A 19,137-nucleotide genomic window follows, 5' to 3' on the forward strand; every position below is an offset into this window, starting at 1 on the left:
ACTGCCACATGCTAATTATAACAGGGCTAATTCTTCACCCATTTTCCCGTCAACGTTGTACCGAGGCAAAACGCCATTAGCCAGGCAATCAGCATATCCCGCGAGTAAAGAATCACGTCGCTCAACCCATACATCACCAAAGCGAAGAGTAATGCCGCGGACAGGTGACTACGTAGTACAAAAAAAGAAAAATAAAATAGCGAAGCATAGAATACGACGATCAATATTGCCCCTGGCACGCCCTTAAGGGAAAAGGCGTCAATCAGCTCGTTATGCAGGTGGACGTTCAAATACTCAACCGCGCCTGCCAAGTTTGGCTGTTGCGCCGCTTGTGCCACAATCCGGTCTGCACGCTGTTCAGCGGACTGCCCCAATAATGCCGCTTCTCCTGCTTCAACCCCCGACTGATACATGGCGATGCGGGCGCCAACCGAGGTTCTGCTATTGTTCATATTATAGCTTTGTACATCATTAATCAGATCGTTAACGCGCTGGTGAAGGGTGTCTTGGAAAAGGCATAAACACAGCAGCAGCGTGGCTGATGCTCCAATGAACGCTTTGATAAACAAACGCGGGTTATGCCTAACTTCTGACAATAAAATGGTTGCGCCGACAATGGGATAAACGACGATGGCGGCACGGGTTTCCGTGAGTAAAATCGCGCTCATGACTAACAGGAAGTGCCCTAAATAGAGATAATATTTATAGGCGGCGTCGAGTTTCAGCAATGCCTGTGCGCTTATCGCGCCAATAAAGGTCAGAAAATAGGCTGCGCTGGTGGCGGTACCGAATACCAGCCCGATACGGTGCATACCGCTGAACCCCGCCTGATAAAACACGTATCCCAGCGTTAGCGCACAGAGCGTAATGAGGCTAAGCAGCGGTTGGTTGCGCTTTTCTCGCGCGAGATGCAACACGGCCAGCAGGATAAATGCGCCTAAGATGCTGGCGTGGCCGGCGGTTCTATAGGCGTTATATACATAAGGGAAAAGGCTATCGGGCTGATAATAGCGGTGATACCACATGAGGTTGGTGAAGCCGACGGCAAGCAGACAGAGCGGCAACAGCAATAATCGCTTAGCGGCAATGACGGTTCTTAAATGCGTCGAGATATAGAAAACCGATAATGTACCGGTGAGATAAAAAATCCAGCCAGCAAGAATGCTGCTAAATGGCATGATGGCCAATGTGAGTAAACAGCCAGGAAAAATGGTATTCATCACGGCGACCGAACTTATACCAAGTGTTTTTCCCAGTTCGTACCTTGATTCATTAAGCATGTAATTGTTCACGGTCGGGAGCGATATCACTCGCCTGAGGCGGGCAATGCTATCAGCTTTTCCAGTTTTTGATGGATGAGGCTTGCGGAAATGGCTGCCATTTGCTGGTTTTCAGATATTTCCGCTACCTGATTCATCCCGTAGCCACCAATCAGCCCAGGATCGGTTGGCCCATATAAAGTGATATTGGGACGATCCAGCGCCGCTGCCAGATGGCTGAGCCCGGTGTCGACGGAAATAACAGCCTCGGCGCCAGCGAGAACCTCGGCGACCTGTTGCAACGTGAGGCGCGGTAAGACATCAACATAAGGGAAACCGTCAGCCAGTCGCAATGCGCGCTGGCGCTCATGTTCCGCTCCCCAGGGGAGTTTAATGCGTAATCCACTCTCTGCCAGTCGCGCAATCAATTCGCGCCAATTTTCTTCCGGCCAGTGTTTTTCATCGCGCGTTGTGGCGTGGAGAAACACCAGATAGCGGCTATCGTCAACGATAGGCGGAGCAAGAAAGCGTGAGGCAATGGCATAGTCGCCACGCTCAATTGGCCTGCGATAGCCTAGGCTAGCGGCGAACAGCGCGCGTATACGCTCGACGGCATGTTGTTGACGGCTTATCGGGTGGCGGTAGTTATAAAACCAGCTTGCCAGCGGCTCACGGGCACTCTGGCAATCCAATCCGTGTTTCTTGCCATTGGCGAGCCGCGTTACCAGCAGTGCGCTTTTAATCAGCCCTTGTGCATCAATGACGGCATCATAGCGGTGCTGGCGTAGCTGACGTTTAAATGCTGCTCGTTCCTGGCGTGTCGGGGCGCTGAACCAGCTTTTGCGCCAGCGGCGTATCGCTACCGGAATCACGCGGGAAACCGCCGGGTGCCAACTGGGGATCTGTGCGAAACCTTCTTCAACCACCCAATCGAATTGAATGCCGGGAATAATCCGCATCGCATCGGTCAAGGCGGGCAGCGTATGCAGCACATCGCCCATAGATGATGTTTTGACGATCAGCACCCTCATGCGTCTGCCCCTGACCGCGGGTTTTTCTGAGCGACATGGTTTGCATTCTGCGTGAAAAAGTTGTCGAGCGCACTGAGCACGCGCTCGGGCTGAATGTCGATCAAACTCTGATGATAGCCTTGTTCGGCATCCCCTTTGCGCACCCGATGATAGCCGGTAATCAGCCGAATCACCTCGGCCTGATGGGACAGCGGCGGCGTGAAATCGGGGCTACTCGGTCCATAAAGCGCCACCAGCGGACGATGCAAGGCCGCGGCAACGTGCATCAGCCCGGAGTCATTGCTGACGACGGCGCGGCAGGCGGCAATCAGCACCACGGCCTGCTCCAGCGAGGTTTTCCCCGCCAGATTGGCGCAATGTTGTCGTGCGTCTTCCGTCAATCCGTGCAAAATATCGTCACAGGCCGAACGGTCATTGGCGGAACCAAACAGCGCGATCTGGTAGCCACGCTCAATCAGCGATTGCGCCAGCGCAGCATAGTGATAATGCGGCCACCGTTTGGCAGGGCCGAATTCGGCACCGGGACAAAAGCCGATGATGGGGCGCGCATCGTTGAGACTGAAGGCCCGGCTCATCTCCGCGACTTCGGTCGGATTGACCCGTAACTGCGGCCACAGGAGAGGTTGCGGGAGATCGTCGGCGCGATGAATATGATGACGATCATAGGCTAGCGCGACGTAACGCTGCACCATCAGCGGAAATGCCGACTTATCCAACACGCGTAAGTCATTCAGTAAGCCATAACGCATTTCACCACGCCAGCCTGTGCGCTGCGGAACGTTGGCAAAGAAAGGCACCAGCGCGGATTTAAACGAGTTAGGCAGCACGTAAGCACGTTCGTAGCCCGTCGCACGCAACGACAGGCCCAGACGACGACGTTCGCCCAGCGCCAGTGCGCCATGACCCAGCGGCATCGCCAGCGCCTGATTGACTTCTGGCATGCGGGCGAGCAGTGGACGGCACCAGGCTGGCGCCATCACGTCAATGGCCGCTTCGGGGTGTTCAGCCTTCAGCGTACGATACAGGCTGTGCGACATCATCATATCGCCGACCCAGGAAGGGCCAATGACCAAAATTTTCATACCGCTTATCAACCTTTATCCGATCACACGGTACGGTTCAGCCAGGCCATGTATTCCGCCACGCCCTCGGCAACGGTTTTGAACGGCTTGTCATAACCGGCGGCGCGTAATTTGGTAAGGTCAGCCTGAGTATAGGCCTGATAGCGGCCTTTCAGCTTTTCAGGAAATTCGATGTATTCCACGCTGCCTTTCTTATGGAACGCCAGCGTAGCATCAGCGACCGCCTGGAAGGATTCGGCGCGGCCTGTACCGCAGTTGAAGATGCCGGAAACGCCGTGCTGCCAGAACCACAGGTTAACTGCGGCAACATCGCCGACGTAGACGAAGTCACGTTTGAAGTTCTCGCTACCGGAGAACAGCTTCGGATTTTCGCCCTGATTAATCTGCTTGTTCAGATGAAACGCGACGCTCGCCATACTGCCTTTATGCCCTTCGCGCGGGCCATAAACGTTAAAGTAGCGGAAACCACAGATCTGCGATTCCGCCTCTGGGAGAATTTCACGCACGTATTGATCGAACAGGAATTTGGAGTAGCCATAGACATTCAGCGGTTGTTCATACTGCCGTTCTTCGATGAAGTTATCGCTGCGACCGCCGTAAGTAGCGGCGGAAGAGGCATACAGGAAAGGAATGTTGCGATCGAGGCAATAATGCAGCACCTCTTTGGAATACTGATAGTTGTTATCCATCATGTATTTACCATCCCACTCGGTGGTGGAAGAGCAGGCGCCTTCATGGAATATGGCATCGATATCGCCCAGATCATCGCCCGCAACGATATTGGCGATGAAGTCTTCCTTATCCATATAGTCAGCGATATCCAGATCGACCAAATTGGCGAATTTGGTGCCGTCTTTCAGGTTATCAACCACCAGAATGTCCCGATAACCGCTATCATTCAGAGATTTTACGATGTTGCTGCCGATAAAACCGGCACCGCCAGTAACGATAATCATGGGCGCGACCTTTGTTCATCTTGATGGTGAGGCACCGCGCCCCACACTGTTATGACGGCTATAATAGCATTTCATTTTGTCGCGAGCAGCCAGAGCTTCATCTACCCCGCTGGCGGCTGCGTTGTCAGGCAGGTTTCGGGGACAACACCCCTGCCGTATCTGCCACATGACCAAACTAACCATTGCAGTTTTAGCCAGCGGCGCTGAAAATAGCGCCTGTTTGATTTCATTGAATTGGGGAAGGCGTGTCTACGGCGGAAGTAGTGAATAAGGAAACGCTGGCGGTTCAGGTTCTACGGGACACGTTCGGCTACCAGCAGTTCCGACCGGGCCAGCAGGAAATTATCAGCGCGACGCTCAGTGGGCAGGATTGTCTGGTGATTATGCCAACGGGCGGCGGTAAATCGCTGTGCTACCAAATTCCCGCGTTGGTGATGGATGGGCTGACGCTGGTGGTGTCCCCACTGATTTCACTGATGAAAGATCAGGTCGACCAACTCCAGGCTTACGGTGTTGCGGCGGCGTGTCTTAATTCTACGCAGACGCGCGAACAGCAGTTTGAGGTGATGGCGGGCTGCCGTAGCGGTCAGATCAAGCTGCTTTATATTGCGCCGGAACGTCTGACAACGGACAGTTTTCTCGATCATCTCGCCCACTGGCAGATTTCGCTGATTGCGGTGGATGAAGCGCACTGCATTTCCCAATGGGGGCACGATTTCCGCCCCGAGTATCGCGCGTTAGGCCAGATTAAACAGCGTTTTCCCCATCTTCCTTTTATCGCACTGACGGCGACGGCCGATGAAACCACGCGTAACGATATCGTTCGTCTGTTGGATCTCCGATCGCCGCTGATTCAGATTAGCAGTTTCGATCGCCCGAATATTCGCTATACGCTGGTGGAGAAGTTCAAACCGCTCGATCAACTGTGGATGTTTGTACAAGGGCAGAGGGGGAAAAGCGGCATTATTTATTGTAACAGCCGCTCTCGCGTGGAGGACATTTGCGCACGTTTGCAGGCTCGCGGGCTGAGCGCCGGGGCGTATCACGCCGGGCTGGATAACGAACGGCGGGCGCAGGTGCAAGAAGCGTTTCTGCGTGACGATCTTCAGGTAGTGGTGGCGACCGTGGCCTTTGGTATGGGGATCAACAAACCAAACGTGCGATTTGTGGTGCATTTTGATATCCCGCGTAACATTGAGTCCTACTATCAGGAAACGGGGCGCGCCGGGCGTGACGGCCTGGCCGCCGAAGCCGCGCTGTTCTACGATCCGGCGGATATGGCATGGCTACGTCGCTGCCTGGAAGAGAAACCCGCCGGCCCGCAGTTAGAGATCGAGCGCCATAAGCTCAATGCCATGGGCGCGTTTGCCGAAGCGCAAACCTGTCGCCGTCTGGTGCTACTCAACTATTTCGGCGAAGGACGCCAGCAACCCTGCGGTAACTGCGATATTTGTCTCGATCCACCGAAACGTTATGACGGGCTGATAGAGGCGCAAAAGGCGCTCTCCTGCGTGTACCGCGTCGGCCAGCGTTTTGGTTTAGGGTATGTTGTCGAGGTGTTACGCGGGGCGAATAACCAACGTATTCGGGAATTTGGCCATGATAAGTTGCCGGTTTACGGTATAGGCAAAGACAAATCGCAAGAGCATTGGGTCAGCGTGCTGCGCCAATTGATTCATCTGGGTTTACTGAGCCAGAACATCACCCTGCATTCCGCCTTACAACTGACCGAAGCAGCGCGTCCGGTATTGCGGGGAGAGGTCGCGCTGCAACTGGCCGTGCCGCGCGTCATCAATTTAAAACCCCGCATCATGCAGAAGTCTTACGGCGGCAATTACGACCGTAAGCTGTTTGCCAAATTGCGTAAATTGCGCAAATCCATCGCGGATGATAACAATATCCCACCTTACGTGGTGTTCAGCGACGCGACGTTGCTAGAGATGGCGGAATCAATGCCGATCACCGCAGGTGAGCTACTGACGATCAACGGCGTTGGTCACCGTAAACTCGAACGCTTCGGCGCGCCCTTCATGAACGTGATCCGCGATCATGTTGATAATGGTGATTAGGCTTTTCTCGCCGTGGCAAGTAACGCGCCAACGAGCACAAACAGTGAACCGAACGTCCGGTTGAGCGTTTTCATCTGCCGCGGGCCTTTTAGCCACCCGGCGATGCGTGTGGCCAACGTGGCGTAGCCAATCATCACGATAATATCCACCACCACGGTAGTGGCCCCCAACACCAGATACTGCGCGGCCTGCGGCTGGTGAGGAATAATGAACTGCGGGAATAGCGCCGCCAGAAACACGATGCTTTTCGGATTAGTCAGGTTCACCAATATGGCGCGTTTAAAGAGTTTGCGACGGGGCATGATATTGGCGACGGCCTGGAGATCGAGCGCTCCCGCCGAGCGCCACTGCTGAATCCCTAGCCAAATCAGGTAGGCGGCGCCCAGCCATTTCAACACATCAAAAGCCAGTACCGACTGGCTAAGCAATGCGCCTAGCCCAATACCCACCAATACGATATGGATCGTCAGCCCAACTTGTAAACCACAAATTGACGCTACCGCCCCACGATAGCCGTGGCTAATTCCGGTGCTCATGGTATTAATCGCGCCAGAACCGGGCGACAGGCTGAGAATAAGCGTTGTAAGCAGATAGGTTAACCACCAATCCCATGTCATGAAACGTGCTCCTGAATCACCCGTTGTATAACGAGAGTCTGTCTGTTTTTTGTGTCACAATACGCTTGTGCTCTACGGCTTGTCATGTTTTCTCGTTAGCTTTGTTTTACCGCGTCACCGGAGAAGTCAGATGATTCAACGCCACACGACGTTGTTAACGTCAAAACGGTTAACGTCAAAACGGTTAACGTCGGACCTGTTAACACGAGAAGCGCAATATGCCGCGTTTGCCACCGGCGCATTACTGGATTTCTGGCGCCAGCGTGAAGAGGGCGAATACCTGGGCGTCGATGAGGTGCCGATCCGGTTCGTTCGTTTTACCGCGCCACAGCACGACAAGATTGTCGTCATCTTTTCAGGCCGCATCGAAAGCTACGTCAAATATAGCGAAGTGGCTTACGACCTCTTTCATCGCGGCTATGATGTGCTCATCATGGATCACCGTGGGCAAGGGTTTTCTGGTCGACTGCTGCCAGATCGGCACCGTGGACATGTGCTGCGCTTTAGTGATTATGTCGATGACGCCGAAACGTTATGCCAGCAATATCTGGATGTAACGCGCTATACCCACCGCTTTGCGTTGGCGCATTCAATGGGAGGCGCGATCCTCACCCAGTTGTTGATTCGCCAGCCGACACGGTTTGACGCGGTGGTGTTGTGTGCGCCAATGTTTGGCATTCACTTACCGCTGCCTCACCGCATCGCTAAGTGGATTGTCGATGTGGCAGAGCGATTCCCGGCAATACGCGATTATTATGCTATCGGCACCGGCCCCTGGCGTCCCTTGCCTTATCGGATGAATGTACTGACGCACAGTCGTGAACGCTACCAGCGTAGTGTCCGATTTTATGCGGACTGGCCGGATTTGCGCATCGGCGGCCCCACCTACCACTGGGTACGTGAAGCGATACAGGTGGGAGAACAGTTACTGGCTAACGCGACGCGCGTGACGACGCCACTGCTGCTACTTCAGGCCGAAGAAGATTGCGTGGTGGATAATCACAGCCAGAAAGCGTTTTGTCAGGCATTGGCACAGCGAGATAACACAGATTTGAGTCATGTTTTACAGATTATTCACGGGGCACGGCATGAGATCCTATTTGAAACGGATAATCTCCGTGCCCAGGCATTTGCGCTAATTCTGGCGTACTTTGCGCGTTATCATTGAATTTTACCGCGGCACCCGCTGCGGCAACATCCCAGAAGTGAGATCTCATCGTTATGTATCATGTTGTTGCTTCCGATTTAGACGGCACCCTATTGTCACCTGACCATACGCTCTCTCCCTATGCAAAAGACACCCTCAAGTTGCTGACGGAAAAAGGGATCCACTTCGTTTTCGCTACCGGACGGCATCACCTGGATGTGGCGCAGATCCGCGATAACCTCGATATCAGCGCATTTATGATTACGTCGAATGGGGCGCGCGTGCACAACACGCAAGGCGAGCTAATTTTTAGCCACAATCTGGATCAGGACATCGCTCGCGACCTCTACGGTGTCGTACATCATAACCCCGCGATACTGACGCATGTTTACCGCGATGATGAGTGGTTTATGAACCGCGCCCGTCCAGAGGAAGAGCGATTTTTCAAAGAATCGATCTTTAAATACTCCCTGTTTGAGCCGGGGTTGCTTGAGACTGATGGCGTCAGCAAGGTGTTCTTTACCTGCGATTCCCACGAACAGTTGCTGCCGCTTGAAGACGCGATCAACGCGCGTTGGGGCGATCGCGTCAACGTGAGCTTTTCAGCCCTCACCTGTCTGGAGGTAATGGCCGGCGGCGTGTCTAAAGGGCATGCGTTGGAGCAGGTAGCCAAACTCATCGGCTTTTCGCTTAAGGAATGCGTGGCATTTGGCGACGGCATGAACGACTACGAAATGTTGTCGATGGCCGGAAAAGGCTGCATCATGCAAAACGCACATCAGCGGCTGAAAGACTTGCTGCCGAATTGCGAGGTAATCGGTTCTAACGCGGATGGCGCGGTGCCACGCTACCTACGCGAACTGTTTCTGCAATAATCTCTGTTGGCGTGCCGTCATGTGGTGGGATGCTGTGCGGCGTTGCACGCTCGCCGCACAGCAGGCATAGCTCCCGCGTTACGCGCGCTTAGCTAATTCGGCTTTATGTTTTTTCTCATTCAACATCACAATAATCAACAGAAGTACCGCCAAAATACTGCCGCCAATCATCACCATAAAGCCGCCGTCCCAACCGAAGAAGTCAACGGTATAGCCGACGATGGCGCTGGCGGCGACGGATCCGCCGAGGTAACCGAACAGTCCGGTGAACCCCGCCGCCGTCCCCGCCGCCTTTTTCGGTGCTAATTCCAGCGCGTGCAGGCCAATCAGCATTACCGGACCATAAATTAGAAAGCCGATAATAATCATACAGGCCATGTCTACCCCCGGATTACCGGCCGGATTCAGCCAGTAAACGAGGGTTGCCAACGTCACTAGCGTCATGAAGAACACGCCGGTTGCACCGCGGTTACCTTTGAAGACCTTATCAGACATCCACCCGCACAGTAGCGTGCCCGGAATGCCCGCGTACTCGTATAAGAAGTAGGCCCAGGACGATTTATCCAGTGCGAAGTGTTTCACTTCCTTCAGGTAAGTCGGTGACCAGTCGAGGATGCCGTAACGCAACAGGTAAACGAAAACGTTAGCGATAGCGATGTACCAAAGCAGTTTGTTCGGGAAAACGTACTGCATGAAAATCTGCTTAGCCGTCAGTTCTTCTTCTAGTTTCTCGTTATAATCAACCGGATAATCATTTTTGTACTCTTCAATTGGCGGCAAGCCACAGGATTGCGGGGTGTCTCGCATCAGCGCAAACGCAATCAGGGCAACCAGAATCGCGGCGAACGCCGGCATATAAAGCGCGGCTTTCCAATCATTGAACCAGGCCATGCCCAGCAGGAACAGCAGAGGAGGAATACCGCCACCGACGTTATGGGCGCAATTCCAGATCGACACGATACCGCCGCGTTCTTTTTGTGACCACCAGTGAACCATAGTGCGCCCGCACGGCGGCCATCCCATGCCCTGAAACCAACCGCACAGAAACAGCAAGACAAACATCACGGCAATGCTAGACGTTGCCCACGGCACAAAACCCATGAATAACATGACGGCAGCCGCCAGAATCAGGCCCGCAGGCAGAAACACGCGTGGATTGGAACGATCGGAGACCGAACCCATAATGAATTTGGAAAAGCCATAGGCGATGGAGATACCAGACAGCGCAAAACCAAGATCGCCGCGTGAGAAGCCTTGTTCAATCAGGTAAGGCATCGCCAGCGTGAAATTTTTGCGTACCAGATAATAGGCGGCATAGCCAAAAAAAATCCCCATGAATATTTGCCAGCGTAGACGACGATAGAGGGGGTCCACACGATCCGATGATACGCGCGCCTGGTGGGCCGCAGGCTTAAAAATGCTCAGCATAGATATCTCCAATGCGAAAAAAAACGAGAGATTTTTGTTCTATTACGAAGGCAAGTGTAAAGGGTTCGTCTGTTGATGAGTGTGACTCATGACAATAATGTTTCATTTTTATGAACATGTGACGATTTTTGCGCTCATGTTAGCAAAATTGGAAAATTTCCCGACGGGATTTTGGTGAGATAAATCACGTTAAGAGCGTTTTCACGCCAATTTAATTTCGTTTTTTGTTCGTTTTTGCTCTCTATCAAACATTTATTCTGCTTTTTGTGCCTCTATAACAGCAGACATCCCTCCGCTGGAGCGAAAAGATGAGACAAAATGCGGGTAACTGGCGCGAAACTGACGTGGTTGTCATCGGCGGCGGTGCGACAGGCGCGGGAACGGCACGCGATTGCGCCCTGCGCGGACTGCGTTGCCTGTTGCTGGAACGTTATGATATTGCGACTGGCGCGACCGGCCGTAATCACGGCTTATTACACAGCGGCGCCCGCTATGCGGTAACCGATGGCGAGTCTGCCCGCGAATGTATTCAAGAAAACCAGATTCTCCGTCGCATTGCCCGCCATTGCATAGAACCGACAGACGGCCTGTTTATCACCTTGCCGGAAGACGATCTTGGCTGGCAGGCGCAGTTTATTGCCTCCTGCCAGCGGGCAGGTATCCGCGCCCAAGCGCTGGACCCGCAGGAGGCGCTGCGGCTGGAACCCGCGGCCAATCCGGCGCTGATCGGCGCGGTGCGAGTGCCGGATGGCTCTGTCGATCCTTTCCGCCTGACGGCGGCTAACATGATCGACGCCTGTGAGCACGGTGCTGAAGTGCTGACCTATCACGAAGTCATTGGGTTGATTCGCCAAGGCGATCGAGTCACCGGCGTGCGCGTTTTCGACCATAAAAAAGGAAGAGAGACAGAAATATACGCGCAAGTGGTGGTCAACGCGGGGGGAATCTGGGGACAACGTATCGCAGAATATGCCGATTTATGCGTACGCATGTTTCCGGCGAAAGGCGCGCTACTGATTCTGGGGCATCGCATCAACAACATGGTGATCAACCGCTGCCGCAAACCGGCGGATGCCGATATTCTGGTGCCGGGCGATACCATTTCGCTGATTGGCACCACGTCGACCCACATCGACTACGATCAAATCGATGCAATGCAGGTGACGCCTGCCGAGGTGGAAACGCTGATGCGGGAAGGATCCATGCTAGCCCCTGCGCTCGCGAGTACGCGAATTCTGCGTGCTTATGCCGGTGTCCGTCCTTTGGTCGCCAACGATAGTGACCCGAGTGGGCGTAGCGTGAGCCGCGGCATTGTGCTGCTCGACCATGCCAGCCGCGACGGGCTGGAAGGGTTTCTGACCATTACGGGCGGCAAACTAATGACCTACCGTCTAATGGCGGAGTGGGTGACGGACGCTATCTGCGAAAAACTGGGCCATGACGTAGCCTGCTCGACGGCGCAGACGCCATTGCCCGGCTCTGAATCGCAGGATGAAATGAAAACCGCGACTCACGCCCTGTCAGCTTACCCCGCAGCGAAACCACTCTCTGCGCCGCTGCGCGGTTCAGCGATTTACCGTCACGGTGAACGAGCCGGAAGAATGCTGTCCGGTGACCGCCTGGATCGCAGTCTGGTGTGCGAGTGTGAAGCCGTGACGGCGGGCGAAGTGCGCTACGCGGTAGAAACATTACAGGTGAATAACCTGATTGATTTACGTCGGCGCACGCGTGTGGGCATGGGCACCTGCCAGGGAGAATTGTGCGCCTGTCGTGCGGCGGGCCTGTTGTGTCGTCTGGGCACCGCGACGCCAGCGCAATCGCTCACGCAGCTCAGCGAATTTTTAAATGAACGCTGGAAAGGCATTCGCCCGATCGCGTGGGGCAACGCCCTGCGCGAAAGCGAATTTACCAGTTGGGTTTATCAGGGGCTGTGCGGCCTGACGACCAGCGACAATCAGGAGGATCGCCATGCGCTATGACGTCGTGATCATCGGCGGCGGGCTGGCAGGGTTGACCTGTGGGATTCGTCTGGCGGAACAGGGAAAACGCTGCGCAATGGTTAGCGCCGGACAGAATGCGCTGCATTTTTCTTCCGGCGCGTTGGATTTACTCTCTCATCTTCCTGATGGGCAGCCGGTGAGCCATCCGCTGGAGGCGCTGGAGGCATTGGCGCATCAATCCCCTCGTCACCCCTATTCCCGGATCGGGGCGGCGACGGTCGCCGCACTGTTACCGCAGGTTGAGGCGCTGTTGCAGCGCAGCAATATCGCTCTGTTAGGCCATCATCAACAGAATCACTGGCGTATGACGCCATTAGGCCAGTTTCGCGCATGTTGGCTAAGTCCGGCTGATGGCGTAACGCGTGGCCTGCCGGAGTCCCATTTTGGCGACAACCCGCTCATTGCCGGTATCGACGGCTTTCTGGATTTTCAGTCCCGTATTGTTGCCGGTACGCTTCAGGCACGGGGTATCGCGGCACGCAGTGATGAACTCAAGCTACCGGTGCTGGATCGGCTACGCCAAAACCCCAGTGAATTCCGTGCGGTCAATATTGCCCGCGTGCTCGATCGGCCAGAGAATTACGCGGCGCTGGTGGAAGAGTTGACGCGCTTGGCCAACGGTAACGACGCCATCATCATGCCCGCCTGTTTGGGGTTAGATCGCCCTGAGATCATCGGTGAACTCACCGTGGCGTTGGGTAAGCCGGTGCAGTTGCTGCCAACCTTACCGCCGTCAGTTCTCGGATTGCGTTTGCATCAGGCGCTGGCGCGCCGCTTTTGCCAACTAGGCGGCATGGTGATGCCGGGCGATCGCGCGACGCGTGCCGCGTTTTCCCCCCAGGAGATCGCGGTCTATAGCCATCATCACGGCGATATTCCACTGCGCGCGCAGCACGTGGTGCTGGCAAGCGGCAGCTTCTTCAGTAGCGGGCTGGTGGCGCAGTTCGATCGGGTGACTGAACCGGTCTTTGGGCTGGATGTTCGGTTCGCAGAGCAACGCGAAGGCTGGAGCCAGCAGGATGTGTTTGCGCCGCAGCCCTATAGGCAATTTGGGGCGATCGTCGATGAACGCCTGCACCCGCGTATCGGGGGAAAAACGGTCAACAATCTGTACGCGATTGGCGCAGTGCTGGAAGGCTTCGACCCTATTGCGCAGGGATGCGGAGCGGGTGTTTCCTTACTCAGCGCGATCCATGTTGCCGAACAGATTTTAAAGGGGGCAACCCATGAACCTGCTTGACGATAACCGCTTTGAAGATTGCATCAAATGTACGGTTTGCACCACATATTGCCCGGTGTCGCGCGTTAACCCGCTTTATCCCGGCCCGAAACAGGCTGGGCCGGATGGCGAACGTCTGCGGCGCAAAGATCCGGCGCTGTACGATGAGGCGCTGAAATATTGTACTAACTGCAAACGCTGTGAGGTCGCCTGCCCGTCGGACGTCAACATCGGCGACATTATTCAGCGTGCGAAAGCGGCGCACAGTAACCATAAGCCAACGCTGCGCGACGCGATTCTGAGCCATACCGATTTCATGGGGTCGGTGGCGACGCCGTTTGCGCCGCTGGTTAATACGGCGACCGGTCTTAAACCCGTGCGCCAACTGCTGGATAAAGCGTTAAAGATCGACCATCGTCGCCAATTACCGACCTATTCGTTCGGCACCTTTCGCCGCTGGTATCGCCGACAGGCGGCAAAGCAGCGCGCTTATGATGAACAGATCGCTTATTTCCACGGCTGCTATGTGAATTATAACCATCCACAATTGGGTAAAGATCTGGTGCGGGTTTTTAACGCGCTAGGTATTGGCGTTCAGTTGCTGAATAAAGAGAAATGTTGCGGTGTGCCGCTGATCGCCAATGGTTTTCATGACAGAGCCAGAAAACAGGCGCGTGCCAACATTGCCTCGCTGGATGAGGCGATCAATCAGAAATCGCTGGCGGTCGTTGCAACGTCTTCGAGCTGTACGTTCACATTACGGGACGAATATCCACATCTGCTGGGCGTGGATAACGGCCACGTGCGCGATGGCGTTGAACTGGTCACGCGTAAACTCTATCGACTGTTGGAAGACGAAGGGAAAACGCTGGCGTTGCGTCAAGTACCACTTCGGGTGGCGTACCATACGCCCTGCCATTTGGAACGGATGGGCTGGACGGCCTACACGCTGGCATTGCTACAACGTATTCCCGGCCTACAATTGATAATGTTGGATTCCCAATGCTGCGGTATCGCGGGCACTTACGGCTTCAAAAAAGAGAATTACGCCACCTCGCAAGGCATTGGCGCACCGCTGTTTCGTCAGATTGAAGCGAGCGGTGCCGATATCGTCGTCACCGATTGCGAAACCTGTAAATGGCAGATCGAGATGTCCACCAGCAAACCGTGCGAACATCCGATCACGCTGCTGGCGAGCGCATTGGCATCGCCACCGTAACCCACAAAAAATAGGGGAGAAATGAGCCTAATTCCATCCCGTATTGCGAATAAGAATTTATCGCAAAAATCACTTTACAGACGCGAATGATAATGATTATTATTGCTATGCATTCTGGGGGAACGGTGCCGTGTACCTGTGTTAGCTATCAATGGTGTTCGCGTTTATCCCGTTACCCCGTGAAGGCATGACATTGCTCACATTGCTTCCAGTATTATTTAGCCAGCTCGGGTGCTGGCTTTTTTTTATCTGTTTTTCCTGCGTTTTACCTATCCTGTTCTGATTTTTCGAACAGTGCGATGAGTTTTTTCCGCTATCTTATTCTCCCCTGCCCATTACACTTTCCTTATCAAAAACGTGGGAGGAAATAACATGATCTATTTACGTCAGGCGCACGAACGCGAGCATGCGAATCACGGTTGGCTCGATAGTTGGCATACGTTTTCATTTGCCGATTACTACGATCCTGACTTTATGGGGTTTTCGGCGCTGCGCGTGATCAATGAAGACGTTATCGCAGGCGGCCAGGGCTTTGGCACGCATCCGCACAAAGATATGGAAATTCTGACCTATGTTTTATCCGGTACGGTTGAGCATCAGGACAGCATGGGCAATAAAGAACGGGTGCCGGCGGGTGAATTTCAGATCATGAGTGCGGGAACGGGAATCCGTCATTCGGAATACAATGCCAGCGAGCATGAGCCGCTGCATCTGTATCAAATCTGGATTATTCCAGAAAAGACCGGGTTGACGCCGCGCTACGAGCAGAAGCGCTTTGATGTGCAGCAAGGGCGTCAGTTGGTGTTGTCACCAGATGCGCGTGACGGCTCGCTGAAGGTTTTTCAGGACATGACACTGTGGCGTTGGGCGCTGAAGGCGCAGGAGCACGCGGTGTATCAGATTCAGGCTGCACGCCGTATCTGGATTCAGGTGGTGCGTGGTACGGTCGAGGTTAACGGGCAACATGCGGGCACTAGCGATGCGCTTGCGATCTGGGACGAAACCGCGGTGACGGTACACGCCAGCGAGGATAGCGAGATTCTGCTGTTTGATTTGCCACCAGTATAAGAATGGCGCATTTTTTGCTAGACTCAGTCGACTGTTTTGCAGGCATTTTTAGTTGACGATGAAGAAAAAAAGACCCGTTCTCCAAGATGTAGCCGACCGTGTCGGGGTGACTAAAATGACGGTAAGCCGCTATTTACGTAACCCCGCACAGGTTTCAGCCGCGTTGCAGAAAAAAATTGCCGTTGCCTTGGATGAGCTGGGCTATATCCCGAATCTCGCACCCAATATGCTAGCGAGTGCGACCAGCCGGGCGATTGGCGTGCTGCTGCCGTCATTAACGAATCAGGTGTTTGCCGAAGTACTGCGCGGGATAGAGCGCACGGCTGAGGCGCACGGCTATCAGACCATGCTGGCCCACTATGGTTATCACCCCGACAAAGAAGAACAACGCTTAACCTCACTGCTGTCCTATCACATCGATGGACTTATCCTCGCCGAACGCGCCCACACGCCACGAACGCGCCAAATGCTGGATGTCGCGGGTATTCCGGTCGTAGAACTCATGGATTCCGCCTCACCTTGTCTGGATATGGCCGTTGGGTTTGATAACGTTGATGCGGCCCGACAGATGACGCTACGTATGGTCACATTAGGGCATCGTCATATCGTCTATCTCGGTGCGCGCCAGGATGAGCGTACCCTGATGCGCTGCCGCGGCTATGAGCAAGCGATGCGGGAAAGCGGCCTCGATAGTTATTGCGTGATGAGTGCGCGGGCGTCGTCTTATTCGCTCGGAGGGGAACTGTTGCGACAGGCGCAAGCGGAATACCCACTGGTCGATAGCGTATTCTGCACCAATGATGACCTGGCCGTGGGCGCGATGTTTGAATGTCAGCGGCAGGGATTACGGGTGCCGGAAGACATCGGCGTTGCGGGTTTCCACGGGCACGACATCGGGCAGGCGATGGTGCCGAAACTGGCTAGCGTCCTGACGCCGCGTGAGCATATGGGACGCGTCGGCACCGAACACTTGCTGGCCCGACTGCGGGGCGAGTCGGTAGAACCGAACATCATTGATGTCGGCTTCACCGTACTGGACGGTGAGAGCCTTTGATCCTCGGCATTAACCAGCGGTGCGCAGCGCGTCAACACAGCGCTGCACGACCTCTTCCGGCGTGCCATCGATATCGATCTTCAGAACATCAGGTTCATCACGACCTGGTTCTTCCAGCGTATCGAACTGGCTTTTTAACAGCTCCGTCGGCATGAAATGGCCCGCTCTGGCTTGATGACGAGCCAAAACCAGCTCAAAACTCCCTTTCAAATAGAGAAACACCATCTTTTCATTCCCTTCACGCAGACGGTCGCGATAGCGCTTTTTCAGGGCGGAACAGACGATGATGCCAGTCTCGTTTTTGTGCGCCAGACTATAGGCGACATCGCTGAGCCGTTCCAGCCACGGTGCGCGGTCATCATCGTTAAGCGGCGTGCCGCTGGCCATTTTCTGAATGTTGGCGCGGGGATGCAGATCGTCGCCATCAATAAATTTCGCCTGAATAGCGCGGGCAAGTGCTGCGCCAACCGAAGATTTCCCACTGCCCGATACGCCCATCAAAATAATGCTTCGACCTGACATAATTTGATCTCTATCCCAAACTGTAAATTAAATGATACTTAATAGTTCCAGATTTTAACATGTTACCCGTATCATGTTACCGGTATCAAATCATGATGTGATACACCTCACAAACAATCCGCCAATTCTGGCCCGGTGTCTAAAAGAGATGATTAATGATGATAGAAATAACATCCGCCTATAGCGCCAGTGTGCTATTAACCATCGCTGTGGGCGCAGTCGCACTGTTACTGGTGTTGATTATGCGCTTTAAAGTGCACGCTTTTCTGGCCCTCACGTTGGTCAGTCTGGCCACAGCGCTGGTGACGAAAACGCCCTATGAAAAAATAGTCCCCACGTTGTTGAGCGGGTTTGGCGGCACGCTGGCATCCGTCGCCTTGCTGGTTGGTCTGGGCGCGATGATCGGCCGCTTGCTGGAGGTGACCGGAGGGGCGAATGTGTTGGCCGATACGCTCATCAATAAATTCGGTGAGAAGCGAGCGCCTTTCGCGCTGGGGCTTGCCTCGTTGTTGTTTGGTTTCCCGATCTTTTTTGATGCTGGATTGATCGTGATGTTGCCGATTATTTTCAGCGTGGCGAAGCGTTTCGGCGGCTCCACGTTAACCTATGCGTTCCCTGCGGCAGGTGCCTTTGCTGTTATGCACGCCTTGCTGCCGCCACATCCTGGTCCGGTGGCGGCCAGTGAATTGCTGGGTGCCAACATTGGTCTATTGGTGCTGGTAGGCGCAGTGATTGCTTACCCCACCTGGTATCTTGGCGGTTATCTGTTTGGCCTGTGGGCAGGTAAAAAATTTCATTTACCATTGCCGTCAACCTTCCTGACGGAAGTCAAAGCAGACGAACAGCATACGCCGCCCACATTTGGTGTCGTCATGTGGGTGCTGCTACTGCCACTGATCTTGATCTTCCTTGATACCGGGTTGAATACCCTAACAGTAATGGGAGTCATCGGCGGCGATAGCGATCTGGTGCAATTCCTGAGGATGTTAGGGAAAACGCCCATTGCGCTGTTGATTACGGTTTTGTTCGCCATGATTATGTTTAGCGGCCAGCATAGCCGGAAACACCTGGAGAAAATATGTGAGGGTGCACTAGGGCCAGTGTGCTCGATCATTTTGGTCACTGGCGCAGGCGGAATGTTCGGCGGTGTACTACGCGCCAGCGGAATCGGTAACGCGTTGGCGGGAGCCCTGGCCGATACGGGCATGCCGGTGATTGTAGCGGCATTTGTGGTGTCTGCCGCTCTGCGCGTTGCTCAAGGGTCAGCGACGGTAGCTCTAACGACAACCGCGGCACTGATGGCCCCGGCGGTAGCGGCGACCCCAGGTCTGAGTCAGTTCGATCTCTGCTTCATCGTGGTGGCGATTGCGGGCGGTGCGACCGTGTTGTCACATGTGAACGATTCAGGCTTCTGGCTGGTTGGTCGTTTCCTCGAAATGGATGAAAAAACGACGCTGAAAACCTGGACGGTAATGGAAACGCTACTCGGCACCATCGCGTTTCTGATAGCACTGGTGGGAAGTATTTTCCTCTGATGTGTTTACCCCCTCCTTGCGGAGGGGGACTATGAGACACTGAGAGCAACGATGCG

At 54.4% G+C, this 19,137-nt stretch carries 16 protein-coding genes; 9 read left to right on the top strand and 7 right to left on the bottom strand.

Annotated features, from left to right (window positions below; all coding sequences use genetic code 11):
- Nucleotides 1-26 precede the first annotated feature (26 nt).
- The 4 genes from RFN81_RS17300 to rfaD form a co-directional block, all read right to left on the bottom strand.
- Nucleotides 27-1,220, bottom strand: a complete 1,194-nt coding sequence (locus tag RFN81_RS17300) for an O-antigen ligase family protein (protein WP_264496984.1) — start codon at nt 1,218-1,220, stop codon at nt 27-29.
- Nucleotides 1,221-1,306: 86 nt separating this feature from the next.
- Nucleotides 1,307-2,290, bottom strand: a complete 984-nt coding sequence (gene rfaC, locus RFN81_RS17305) for a lipopolysaccharide heptosyltransferase RfaC (protein ID WP_264496985.1) — start codon at nt 2,288-2,290, stop codon at nt 1,307-1,309.
- Nucleotides 2,287-3,372 carry an ADP-heptose--LPS heptosyltransferase RfaF gene (gene rfaF, locus RFN81_RS17310; protein WP_264496986.1) on the bottom strand — a complete coding sequence of 362 codons (1,086 nt, stop codon included), beginning with the start codon at nt 3,370-3,372 and terminating at the stop codon, nt 2,287-2,289. Before rfaF ends, rfaC begins: the two co-directional genes overlap by 4 nt.
- Nucleotides 3,373-3,395: 23 nt before the next feature.
- Nucleotides 3,396-4,328, bottom strand: a complete 933-nt coding sequence (rfaD, locus tag RFN81_RS17315; protein ID WP_264496987.1) for an ADP-glyceromanno-heptose 6-epimerase — start codon at nt 4,326-4,328, stop codon at nt 3,396-3,398.
- Nucleotides 4,329-4,573: 245 nt separating this feature from the next.
- Here rfaD and recQ point away from each other — a divergent pair, with 245 nt between their 5' ends.
- Entirely contained in the window at nt 4,574-6,397 is a 1,824-nt protein-coding gene (gene recQ, locus RFN81_RS17320; protein WP_264496988.1) for an ATP-dependent DNA helicase RecQ, read from the top strand.
- On the opposite strand, the gene rhtB is transcribed toward recQ, so the two are convergent.
- Nucleotides 6,394-7,014, bottom strand: a complete 621-nt coding sequence (gene rhtB / locus RFN81_RS17325) for a homoserine/homoserine lactone efflux protein (RefSeq protein WP_264496989.1) — start codon at nt 7,012-7,014, stop codon at nt 6,394-6,396. The genes recQ and rhtB overlap by 4 nt on opposite strands.
- A 130-nt stretch (nt 7,015-7,144) precedes the next feature.
- Here rhtB and pldB point away from each other — a divergent pair, with 130 nt between their 5' ends.
- Complete coding sequence (gene pldB, locus RFN81_RS17330; RefSeq protein WP_264496990.1) at nt 7,145-8,182, top strand: lysophospholipase L2; 1,038 nt, start codon at nt 7,145-7,147, stop codon at nt 8,180-8,182.
- A gap of 53 nt (nt 8,183-8,235) precedes the next feature.
- On the top strand, nt 8,236-9,036 hold the full coding sequence (gene yigL / locus RFN81_RS17335) for a sugar/pyridoxal phosphate phosphatase YigL (protein ID WP_264496991.1): 801 nt from the start codon (nt 8,236-8,238) through the stop codon (nt 9,034-9,036).
- A 78-nt stretch (nt 9,037-9,114) separates the two neighbouring features.
- Here yigL and glpT read toward each other — a convergent pair whose 3' ends face one another.
- Nucleotides 9,115-10,464 carry a glycerol-3-phosphate transporter gene (gene glpT, locus RFN81_RS17340; RefSeq protein WP_264496992.1) on the bottom strand — a complete coding sequence of 450 codons (1,350 nt, stop codon included), beginning with the start codon at nt 10,462-10,464 and terminating at the stop codon, nt 9,115-9,117.
- A 308-nt stretch (nt 10,465-10,772) separates the two neighbouring features.
- Here glpT and glpA point away from each other — a divergent pair, with 308 nt between their 5' ends.
- The 5 genes from glpA to gntR all read left to right on the top strand — a co-directional run bounded on the left by glpA (nt 10,773) and on the right by gntR (nt 17,024).
- Complete coding sequence (gene glpA / locus RFN81_RS17345) at nt 10,773-12,443, top strand: anaerobic glycerol-3-phosphate dehydrogenase subunit A (protein WP_264496993.1); 1,671 nt, start codon at nt 10,773-10,775, stop codon at nt 12,441-12,443.
- On the top strand, nt 12,433-13,704 hold the full coding sequence (glpB, locus tag RFN81_RS17350) for a glycerol-3-phosphate dehydrogenase subunit GlpB (RefSeq protein ID WP_264496994.1): 1,272 nt from the start codon (nt 12,433-12,435) through the stop codon (nt 13,702-13,704). Before glpA ends, glpB begins: the two co-directional genes overlap by 11 nt.
- Nucleotides 13,691-14,902, top strand: a complete 1,212-nt coding sequence (gene glpC, locus RFN81_RS17355) for an anaerobic glycerol-3-phosphate dehydrogenase subunit GlpC (protein ID WP_264496995.1) — start codon at nt 13,691-13,693, stop codon at nt 14,900-14,902. The genes glpB and glpC overlap by 14 nt, the downstream gene beginning before the upstream one ends.
- Before the next feature lie 372 nt (nt 14,903-15,274).
- Nucleotides 15,275-15,970 (top strand): pirin family protein, encoded by a 696-nt coding sequence (locus RFN81_RS17360; RefSeq protein WP_264496996.1) that lies wholly within the window; start codon nt 15,275-15,277, stop codon nt 15,968-15,970.
- 58 nt (nt 15,971-16,028) lie between these two features.
- Nucleotides 16,029-17,024, top strand: coding sequence for a gluconate operon transcriptional repressor GntR (gene gntR / locus RFN81_RS17365; protein WP_264496997.1), 996 nt, complete (start codon nt 16,029-16,031; stop codon nt 17,022-17,024).
- Nucleotides 17,025-17,033: 9 nt separating this feature from the next.
- Here the strand turns inward: gntR and RFN81_RS17370 are convergent, their stop codons facing one another.
- Complete coding sequence (locus RFN81_RS17370) at nt 17,034-17,546, bottom strand: gluconokinase (RefSeq protein ID WP_264496998.1); 513 nt, start codon at nt 17,544-17,546, stop codon at nt 17,034-17,036.
- A gap of 158 nt (nt 17,547-17,704) precedes the next feature.
- Here RFN81_RS17370 and RFN81_RS17375 point away from each other — a divergent pair, with 158 nt between their 5' ends.
- Complete coding sequence (locus RFN81_RS17375) at nt 17,705-19,081, top strand: GntP family permease (RefSeq protein ID WP_264499034.1); 1,377 nt, start codon at nt 17,705-17,707, stop codon at nt 19,079-19,081.
- The last annotated feature ends 56 nt before the right edge of the window (nt 19,082-19,137 follow it).

This window comes from Pectobacterium cacticida (genome assembly GCF_036885195.1).
GTDB classification, from domain to species: Bacteria; Pseudomonadota; Gammaproteobacteria; order Enterobacterales; family Enterobacteriaceae; genus Pectobacterium; species Pectobacterium cacticida.